The following is a 9,080-nucleotide window of genomic DNA, read 5'->3' as shown; positions in this document are numbered from 1 at the left end:
GATGATTTCAATCTCAGACATAAGCATGTGCTCAGGGCTATCCCTAAGCCTCCTGGGTCAAGCCCAGGTGTCCGGTCGAAATGGGGGCCAGTTCAGTCGGACATCTGCTTCGCCGTGTTTTGGAAGGTCCTCAGCCATAGGCCCAGGCTCTCCGACGCGATGCTTGCAACCGCTTCAGCGAGGATTTCTTACCCCGCGATCCATTCCTATGTTTCCCGAGCGTGCCGTTTCGCCAGCACCTCCTGAATCGCCAGCTCAAACGGAAGAACACGATCGTCGCTTTCCATTACCACGGGTTTCGCAAAGAGCCGGAAAACCGCAATAATTCCTGCATTTGCCTTCCATCCTAGAAGCCATTGGGCTGGCGAGAACAGAAAGGCAAACAGCAGGAATCCGCTCAACATGAGCAAGAACTCGTACATCTTAACATCCACTCTTCCAAAGCCAGTGTTTTAAGACCGGCGGATACACAACATGCCCCCTAGGACTGAGTATTCTCCAACGAGACACTCGGCGCATCATGGTCAATTGTTCTGTTGGGGCGCTGGCGGCGACACCAATATGTCTCGCAAGGGAGCTTTGTCGCGCCTGAAACACTATTCCATGTCTTGTTCGCATTCTTGCCGCATTGGCGTCGCCCCGCCACAAACGCCGGATCGGTCGGACAGATCAACTGATTGTTCAGACTTGGACGAACATCACTGGATTGAGCCGATACTACTTAGATGGAAATGAGTCGCTCAGTTCGAGGCGGCCTCGATGCGATGTGACATGGCTAGTCGGTTTCGCCAGCTCTGGGGGGCTGCGCCCCGTAGAGCTCGCCCGCCAACTGCCCCCGATCGCCGTCGTGGTGTTGGCGTCCTCGCCGAGGTCTGCCGATCGCAGAACAGCGGCAACGCAACCACCGGAAGGGCCCATGCTCCACAGCGCGGCCACGAGCGAATGGGCGACTTAGCTCGAGGCGCGTATCCGGCTGCGGGCCTTGCCGGCACTCCAAGCTGTGCGCCGCGGGTCTGCGAGAAAGTATGCCATCAAATCTCGGTAATCGGGCTAGCCTCGAAGAACCATAGGTTTGGGTCTAACAAAAACGGAGGGAACAGTGACAAGAAAAATAATCTTGGGCTACGACGACAGCGAGAGCGCCAAGTCAGCGCTGGTCTTCGCGTCTAACCTCGCGAAATCAGAAGACGCGGAACTAGTGGTCGCACATGTCCTGGAGTGGTCTCCTTACTCCTTCCTGACCCCCGACGAACTTGCAGAACGGCACAAGCGACGTAAGGAAGAATTGAATCGAGCGGAAACAGCGTTGCTCGCTCCGGCAATGGAAGAACTCGCGCGGAGGGGTGTCCAAGCCTCGACTGTCCTCCGCTATGGTCACATTGCCGAGACGATCTGCGACATTATCGAGGAGATCGGCGCTTCGCAGGTCGTGATCGGGCGGACCGGCCACTCGTCGATATCGTCGCGATTGTTTGGCTCGGTTGCCGGCACCCTCGCGCAGGCCTCGCCAGTGCCCGTCACGATTGTTCCATGAACAACCAACAACAGGGACAGACATGAAGAATCTCATTAAGGCGCCAGTCGTGGCGGTCACATTCCTGTCGGTGATTGCATCTCCGGCAATGGCTCAATCCATAGATGATCGGGTAAACCAGCTCTTTGCCAGTTCCACGGGCTGGTTCGTCAACCTGATCTTCAGCCCGTTTCCCGGCACGAGTTTCCCGTGGATCGTCGCATGGCTCGTCATCGCTGCGGTTGTTTTCACCGTCTATTTTGGCCTGATCCAGTTTAGGGCATTCCCGCACTCGATTGCGCTGGTTCGCGGGGATTACTCTGACCCTAACGATGCTGGTGAGGTCAGCCATTTTCAGGCACTTGCGACTGCTCTTTCCGGAACAGTCGGACTTGGCAACATCGCGGGCGTTGCGGTCGCTGTCAGCATAGGCGGGCCGGGCGCTACCTTCTGGATGATCCTCGCCGGTCTGATGGGGATGGCATCAAAGTTCACCGAGTGTACGCTTGGCGTGAAGTACCGGAACGAGTACGAGGACGGTACCGTCTCGGGCGGGCCGATGTACTACCTCACCAAGGGTTTCGAAGAGCGGGGCATTCCAGCCGGGCGCATTCTTGCGGTGCTGTTTTCCGTCTTCTGTATTCTCGGTGCCCTTGGTGGCGGCAACATGTTCCAGGCCAACCAGGCCCACGCGCAGATCACAAATGTTCTTGGCGATTACCCTGGCTGGATCACGGGGGTCCTGTTCGCCGCCATCGTCTTCGCGGTAATCGTGGGGGGGCTGAAGTCCATCGCGCGAGTGACCGAAAAGGTCGTGCCGTTCATGGGTATTCTCTACGTGCTTACCGCGCTCGTCATCATCTTGATGAATGCGGACAAGATCGGATGGGCGTTCGGACAGATCTTTGCCGGCGCATTCACCGGGCTTGGTGTTGCAGGCGGCTTCGTAGGTGCCCTGATCCAAGGTTTCAAGCGCGCCGCCTTCTCGAACGAGGCGGGCGTGGGCTCTGCTGCGATCGCCCACTCGGCTGTGCGTACCAAGGAGCCGATCACCGAAGGCTTCGTATCTTTGCTGGAACCATTCATCGACACTGTCGTTATCTGCACGATGACGGCTCTGGTAATCATCATCACCGGTCAGCTCATGTCAGACCCCGACACCGGGCTCTACTTACTGAACGAAGGCGGCACGGCAATCCAGACCGTTGACGGCAACTCCGGGGTAGCCCTGACGTCTGCGGCGTTCTCGTCGGCCTTCGGATGGTTCAAGTATATACTGGCTATCGCAGTGATCCTGTTCGCGTTCTCGACCATGATCAGCTGGTCCTACTATGGCCTGAAAGCGTGGACCTTCCTCTTCGGCGAAGGGAAAACCACTGAAATCATTTTCAAGGTCATCTTCTGTGTGTTTGTGGTCATTGGCGCTGCGGCCAACCTGGGGCCAGTCATCGACTTCTCGGACGCCGCGATCTTCGCCATGGCGGTGGTCAATATCGTCGGCCTCTACTTCCTGATGCCGATCGTCAAGGCTGAGATGCACAGCTACCTTTCTCGTCTGAGCTCGGGCGAGATCAGGAAGTATAGCTGACGCTCATGAACGCCATGGCGTCACCGATTGCCTGAACTGCCTCTCCGGTCTCTTGGAGAGGCAGTCAGCGCCGGTGTCTGGAATGTCCAGGCGTTGGTGCTTCACCCAACCTGTATTCAATCTCCTATTTCTCGGTGCATCTTTTCGATGGCGTTACCAGCCCACCATCGTGACAGAGCCGGAGAAATTCAGCGTCCGGCGACCTAAGGTTGGGGAGCAGTGCAGGCCTCGGTGCTTCAGTTGGGGTGGCTGGATCTGATTGGCCCGGCTTTATTGTTAGCTCGCGGCTTTCCACGCTGCTGCAAACCCACGGACAATCTCCTACCCCAGGTCATTTTGTATCGCTAAATGATTGACGCCAATCAATGTCATAATCGAATAGATAGATTATAATATATATTTGCATGACTCAATATCGAGCCTGCCGACATTTGGAAGGAGGGGACTATGGTCTACTCAGTTACATCTTCCAGCACCGGCAGCGGTAAAGGCGATCTTTACGGCGATCTCTGGGTGCTGACGCGAGATCTCAACCCATCTGATGGAGGCGGCAACGGGGAACCGGTGCTGGACGAGAATGGCCAGATCGTACCGATTGGGTACGACCCGGTAGCGGGCGTCACCTTTCCTATCTTTCTCGTCGAGGTCGCACCCGGGGACTATGAGGTCCCGGCTGATCAGTTGGCCTATGTTCAGGAAATCGAACTCGAGCGGGTGAACATCCTTCGCTCGCCAGACAATGTAATGGCGAATGCGCTCAAGGAAGCACTGGGCAAGATCGAGCTCGGAACCGACATCACGGTCGATGCGTCGGGGCGCATCATGGTTGACGGCGTGCTGATCGACTCACCACGCGAGAACGCCGCACTCTATGGCCTCATCATGAAAACTGGTGGTGCCAAGAGCTGGACAGAGGTGCAGGCCAACGCCATGGACAACCTGCCTTCGGCACTCATAGATCTGCTGGAGTCGGGCTGGAATCCGACAGGGTTGCTGGCTGGCGTCTTCTCGAAATTCCAGACGATCAGCCTCGACGCGGTGATCACGGCCCATACGCTAATGGGAGTGAACGAAGTCTCGGGCTCCAGTGACATCGATTTTTTCACCTTCACGGATGGCGTCTCTGAAACATTCGACTACGACCGTGTCGCGACCTTCGGCGACTCTTGGGTCCAGTGGTATCAGGACATGGATGGCGATCCTTCCGACCTGGAAGCGGTGCAGCGCACGTTGCTCGACGTGATCTGGGGAAAGGACCGGAACGGCGACGGCGTCAACGACGTCGGCAGCGGCGTCGATTGGCAGGACGAGTACATGACGCTATCTGCTGACGGCCTGAGTTTCGAGTGGGTCGATGGGGCCGGCGCGGGTATCAACGATTGGGCTCAATCGGTGGAAGACGCCCGCGCGGCGATCTACGTTCTGCACGAATACGTCGACACCACTGAGATTGAGGCACCTGCCGCAATTGACGATGTCATCCATGGCAGTTCTTTTGCCGACTACATCGCCTCCTGGGGGGGGGATGATCTGGTGGTTGGCCACAAGGGCGACGACCTGCTGGACGGTGGCGACGGCGACGACACCCTCAGGGGCAATCTCGGCGATGACAGACTGGATGGCGGCGCGGGAGACGACATACTTCGGGGTGGCCTTGGCGACGACGTGCTGTTCTGGGGCAGCGGGAATGACAAGCTGTTTGGCAGCGATGGCGACGACAGACTGCACGGAGGTGTCGGCAAGGATGCACTCGACGGCGGGAGCGGCAACGACAGACTTTTCGGCGGTGGGGGCGCCGATGTTCTGGACGGCGGTGAGGGCGACGACGTCTTGAATGGACGTCGTGGGAACGACCTCCTTTCCGGAGGCGACGGCGCGGACATCTTTGACTTCAGATCGCCGGATCGTGGCAGTGTCGACACCATCGCCGACTTTGCGCGCGCCGAGTTTGACTTTGTCAGACTCAGCTTCATCGATGCCGACACGACCACGCTGGAAGACGATGCGTTCGTCTTCGTGGGCTACGTCGGCTTCACCAACACAGCCGGTGAATTGCGCGCTGTAGACCTCGGAGGCACGCAACGGATTGAGGGTGACGTTGATGGCGACGGCGCGGCCGATTTCACGATCGACATCGTTGGCAGTTCGCAGGCGGAGGCCGAATGGTTCGAACTCTAAAGTGCTAGCGGTCTCTTTCTTGCTGGGCTGCGATCCCCGGCGTCGAAAACTGATGCCAGCCTTGCCTGTGGCAAAGGCTGGCATCGTTCCTTGTCAGGCGAATTGCCCTAGGTGTTTGATCCCATGGTTTCATGACTAGGCCGTCGCGACCACTCGACTGGCTGGTGGTTGCCGACAACTCCGACGGTGTGGGCTGGCATCTAGAACAGGAAATCATTGGCTTGGAGGTCAGACAGATCAACGTCCTCCAGCCGGATCGAGTTTGTTCCAGCGTAAATCAGCACGTCGTCACCCTTTTGCGACATGTGATTGTTCTTAAGGTCCTTGAAGCCAGTGATCCCGTTCACGCCCCTCAGGTCGATATCTTCCAGGTTGTTGTCCGCGGCAAAATCCCGGATCACATCATCGCCAAACTTGCCCTTGAAGATGTAGTCATCGGCCCCTTTGCCTCCTACCAGTATGTCGTTCCCATTCCCGCCGTTGAGCTTGTCATTGCCACCCTGACCAAACAACTTGTCGTTGCCATTTCCACCGCTGAGATCGTCTGCTCCGCCTTTTCCATAAACCTTGTCGCGGCCGCGTCCGGCATTGAACACGTCCTGCCCGCCGGTCCCGAGTATCAGATCGGCTTGGGTTGTCTCGACATCCGGGAAGTCCCCGAGATCAATATCGGTCCGGGGCCCAAATCCAGACGACTTGCTCGGCTGGGACAGAGTTGCACCAGAGAAGAAATTCTGAAACTGAGAAACATTGGAAAAGGTCGGCAACTCGTCGCCGCCAATGGCGAACACGTAAGATTCCTGTTTGGTTTCGTCGTAGAAGTTCGCCACAAAGGCGGACTTGGAGCCGCTGTTCCAAGACACCTCGAGAACCTTGTTGGTGAACAGGTCAGGGTCTGAGCCCGGTCCAAGCAAATCAACCGCTCCGTCGATGAGCGCGTTGTATGTACCAGCCCAAGTGACCGTTGGCTGATCTTCGCTGTCACTGCCTGTGACGCGGTAGCTCAGGCTTTTCACGCTGTCCTTAACTACGATCTCAAGAGAAGAATCCCGAATACCGGTCACATCACCCTTGTTGTTCTCTTCAAGGACGAAGCCGGAAACTGTGTATGTGGTCATAAGGTTGCCTGTATCAGTTCGTTTGCTAGCATTTAGTTCGCTAGGCACGTTACGATCCCGCAAGCTCGACACCCTATCGAACGCCCAGGTTTGTTGGTCTGTTGCTCATGAAACACGGCGCTGGCGTGGACAGAAGCTCCTTGCGGCAAGTGCTCCATTAGGTCTCCAAGTGAGTGCATGTCCGTTTTGGGCGCGACGGACCGCCAAATCTACGACCCGACACTCAGAGCCTGTGCTAGCCCAACTGGATGCTCCCCTACAGCGGGTTTGCCCGACTGTCTGACGTCAGCACCCGGCGGAGAGACTTAAGGGTTTGAGCGACGGAAGGTTCTGTTGTCATTTTAGCCCCTCTCGTCGCCATATCCATTCGATGCTGCCGTCACAGACCTGCAAGATTGCATCTCTAAGCAGAACGGCGACGCGGCGGTAGCCTCTGGACTCACATCTCATAACCTTCGACACGCGGGACCAACTTGGGCCGCAGAAAACGGCTGCCCACGCGAGGTTCCTTTTCGGCTCACGAACCAGTTATCAGGCGGAGGGATCGACTGCGTATACAATGCTGCGACCGACAACAGTGACGCCTGAGAGTGGTGGCAGAAGTAGACCGACAACCTGCAGTACTGGTCCGCCTTGGTCTCCGAAAGCGGGGATATCCAGAAGGGCCGTCCGCGTAGCTCTCCAAGTGCGGACATATCCAGATAGAGTTGTTGTGGGATCGCGTCCGGGTGTCCATTCGCCAGGCACCGACGCCCTTGCGGCATATCGGCATCGGAGTATATACATGAATATACACACACGAGGCTTCGATGATTGAAACTAAAATTCGGAAGGTTGGCAACTCGGCCGTAATGACACTGACAACAGAGATGCTGACCATGCTTGATGCCAAGGAAGGCGACACTCTTTTCGTGGTCAGGGGGGACGATGGCAGCCTGAAGATAATGGCACAGGACCCGTCAGTCGCCGAAGCGCTGAAGGCGGCCGAGATCGTGATGGACGAGAATAGGGATCTGCTCCAGGCGTTGGCATGATTACCCCGGTCTGGGTCCCACTCGTAGCAGTGATCGCCATCCACGACCGCCAGATTGCCCGCCATGGTGGCAAGGCGGGCCTCCGCGACATGGCGCTTCTCGAGATGGGCTGTGCCCGGGCAATGAACCTCGCAGCCTACACGGATGCTGACTTTGCAGAGATCGCGGCAGCCTATGCTTTCGGACTAGCGAAAGCGCACGCCTTCGTGGACGGAAACAAGCGGACGGCCTTCGTGACGGCGGGCACCTTCCTCCGCCTGAACGGCTACGCTTTTCGCCCGGATCCGGTCATCGGTGTTAGGATGATGGAAGACCTGTCCACCGGACGCGTTGGCGAATCTGATTTTGCCGATTGGCTTCGTGTGGACTGGAAGGAGATCTGAAACGCGATAATCCCCTTGCGAGTGGGAACTCTGTTCTCCAGCACGTCAATCCGCTTTGGTCTCCAGGCTCAGACACATGCAAAGAAGTGATCCGTTTAGGTCTCCAGGTGCGTACGTGTCCGGATGGGTCGCGCATAGTTTGTTGGAACCGGTGAGCTGAGGTCGGGCGTGCGAGCGACCGCGCCGCCTCAGCCACAGAACGGCCTTGCGACCCCAACACATCGACTTGCCGGAGCTTCGCAACAATCTCCTCGGGCCTGTGCTTCTTCTGGGGCATTCCTTCATCCTCCAACTGGTTCGAAAGCCTGTCTCCGGGAAGACCACTTTTCAGGAGGCCGACCAGAAACCAGCGGGTTGTCATATCACGGATGACTAACGCAGCGGCGCTATACATATTACGCGAAGCCGAAGTTGCATTCGCAGAATGGATCTTGGTTCCGGAAGCTGAATGGGGTATCGCGAGTGCCTCTCCGAGAGAGTCTTCCTATTATATTGTTTCTCTTTCAGCTCTTGGAAACGTCGTTCTTTTTGTGCAATCCGCTTCTAAGTCGCGCCTGGGGAAATGTTTTAATGGAGGAGATTGTGGATACTTTAGTTGCTGTTTTGATTTCCTGGATATCGGTGAATTTTGGGCTTCCTGAGTCCGAAGTAACGCCTCAAGTCGCATTCGTACCGGAGGTGGAGATGATCGAAACACGTCTCGCCTCTGCAACCTCTGCCGAACAGATACATGCGATCGAGGTGACTAATCCGAGGGGGCGCCCCGACTATGGCATATACGCCATTTACAGCGATGAAACCTCCACCGTGTATCTTCAGGAGGACTGGTCCGCGCAATCTCCTGCAGATGTCTCGATTCTGGTTCACGAACTGGTTCATCACATGCAGAATCAAGCCAATCTGGATTACGAATGCCCTGAGATGTCGGAGAAGTTGGCCTATCGCGCCCAGCGACGTTGGCTACACGATTTCGGAATAAATTTGGAGAGTGAGTTCAATCTTGACCCCATGACTGTTCTTGTCCGTACCAATTGCTGGCAATAGCACACAACTATACGCGATTTCTGGCTCGATTTTGTGATTCTAGGGCCCGGCCTTCGGTGTCGGGGGTGCGGGCCCGTCAACAGCGATTGACTACAGCTCACAATTCAGCGGTTACGCTTGATCGCCGATCCTACGATCCCAACCGCCCTTCTCGTCCGCGCGGAGCCGGTCGCCGCCCCCTCTTCGGAAGCTCGCCACTCGGTTCATGCATCGGTACCGTTG

At 56.8% G+C, this 9,080-nt stretch carries 8 protein-coding genes; 6 read left to right on the top strand and 2 right to left on the bottom strand.

The genetic code is table 11. The features are described 5' to 3' along the window. Positions 1-206: 206 nt before the first annotated feature. A complete protein-coding gene (locus tag CHB86_RS22355) occupies positions 207-422 on the bottom strand; it encodes a hypothetical protein (RefSeq protein ID WP_089235338.1) in 216 nt (71 codons plus the stop codon). A 677-nt stretch (positions 423-1,099) separates the two neighbouring features. Here CHB86_RS22355 and CHB86_RS22350 point away from each other — a divergent pair. From CHB86_RS22350 to CHB86_RS22340, 3 genes are all read left to right on the top strand, one after another. Next, positions 1,100-1,534, top strand: coding sequence for a universal stress protein (locus CHB86_RS22350; RefSeq protein ID WP_089235337.1), 435 nt, complete (start codon positions 1,100-1,102; stop codon positions 1,532-1,534). 22 nt (positions 1,535-1,556) lie between these two features. Next, a complete protein-coding gene (locus tag CHB86_RS22345; protein ID WP_089235336.1) occupies positions 1,557-3,101 on the top strand; it encodes an alanine/glycine:cation symporter family protein in 1,545 nt (514 codons plus the stop codon). A 447-nt stretch (positions 3,102-3,548) separates the two neighbouring features. After that, positions 3,549-5,279, top strand: coding sequence for a calcium-binding protein (locus CHB86_RS22340; RefSeq protein ID WP_141134965.1), 1,731 nt, complete (start codon positions 3,549-3,551; stop codon positions 5,277-5,279). Positions 5,280-5,479: 200 nt separating this feature from the next. Here CHB86_RS22340 and CHB86_RS22335 read toward each other — a convergent pair whose 3' ends face one another. Beyond that, positions 5,480-6,397, bottom strand: a complete 918-nt coding sequence (locus CHB86_RS22335) for a calcium-binding protein (protein WP_089235334.1) — start codon at positions 6,395-6,397, stop codon at positions 5,480-5,482. An 809-nt stretch (positions 6,398-7,206) separates the two neighbouring features. Between CHB86_RS22335 and CHB86_RS22330 the strand changes: the two genes are divergently transcribed. The 3 genes from CHB86_RS22330 (at position 7,207) to CHB86_RS22315 (ending at position 8,858) form a co-directional block, all read left to right on the top strand. Next, positions 7,207-7,431, top strand: coding sequence for an AbrB/MazE/SpoVT family DNA-binding domain-containing protein (locus tag CHB86_RS22330; RefSeq protein ID WP_089235333.1), 225 nt, complete (start codon positions 7,207-7,209; stop codon positions 7,429-7,431). Beyond that, positions 7,428-7,814: a type II toxin-antitoxin system death-on-curing family toxin gene (locus CHB86_RS22325; RefSeq protein WP_089235332.1), complete on the top strand. Its 387-nt coding sequence runs from the start codon at positions 7,428-7,430 to the stop codon at positions 7,812-7,814. The genes CHB86_RS22330 and CHB86_RS22325 overlap by 4 nt, the downstream gene beginning before the upstream one ends. Positions 7,815-8,384: 570 nt before the next feature. Then, positions 8,385-8,858, top strand: a complete 474-nt coding sequence (locus tag CHB86_RS22315) for a DUF6647 family protein (protein ID WP_089235330.1) — start codon at positions 8,385-8,387, stop codon at positions 8,856-8,858. Positions 8,859-9,080 lie beyond the last annotated feature (222 nt).

This window comes from Tropicimonas sediminicola, assembly GCF_900188335.1.
Lineage (GTDB): Bacteria > Pseudomonadota > Alphaproteobacteria > Rhodobacterales > Rhodobacteraceae > Tropicimonas > Tropicimonas sediminicola.
Note: the sequence above shows the minus strand (reverse complement) of the source record. Positions and strands in the feature narration are given on the sequence as shown.

What these genes read in the sequence shown, in the direction of transcription:
- CHB86_RS22355 (WP_089235338.1), bottom strand. Translation starts at nt 422, where the DNA reads ATGTACGAGTTCTTGCTCATGTTGAGCGGATTCCTGCTGTTTGCCTTT.
- CHB86_RS22345 (WP_089235336.1), top strand. Translation starts at nt 1,557, where the DNA reads ATGAAGAATCTCATTAAGGCGCCAGTCGTGGCGGTCACATTCCTGTCG.
- CHB86_RS22340 (WP_141134965.1), top strand. Translation starts at nt 3,549, where the DNA reads ATGGTCTACTCAGTTACATCTTCCAGCACCGGCAGCGGTAAAGGCGAT.
- CHB86_RS22335 (WP_089235334.1), bottom strand. Translation starts at nt 6,397, where the DNA reads ATGACCACATACACAGTTTCCGGCTTCGTCCTTGAAGAGAACAACAAG.
- CHB86_RS22330 (WP_089235333.1), top strand. Translation starts at nt 7,207, where the DNA reads ATGATTGAAACTAAAATTCGGAAGGTTGGCAACTCGGCCGTAATGACA.
- CHB86_RS22325 (WP_089235332.1), top strand. Translation starts at nt 7,428, where the DNA reads ATGATTACCCCGGTCTGGGTCCCACTCGTAGCAGTGATCGCCATCCAC.
- CHB86_RS22315 (WP_089235330.1), top strand. Translation starts at nt 8,385, where the DNA reads ATGGAGGAGATTGTGGATACTTTAGTTGCTGTTTTGATTTCCTGGATA.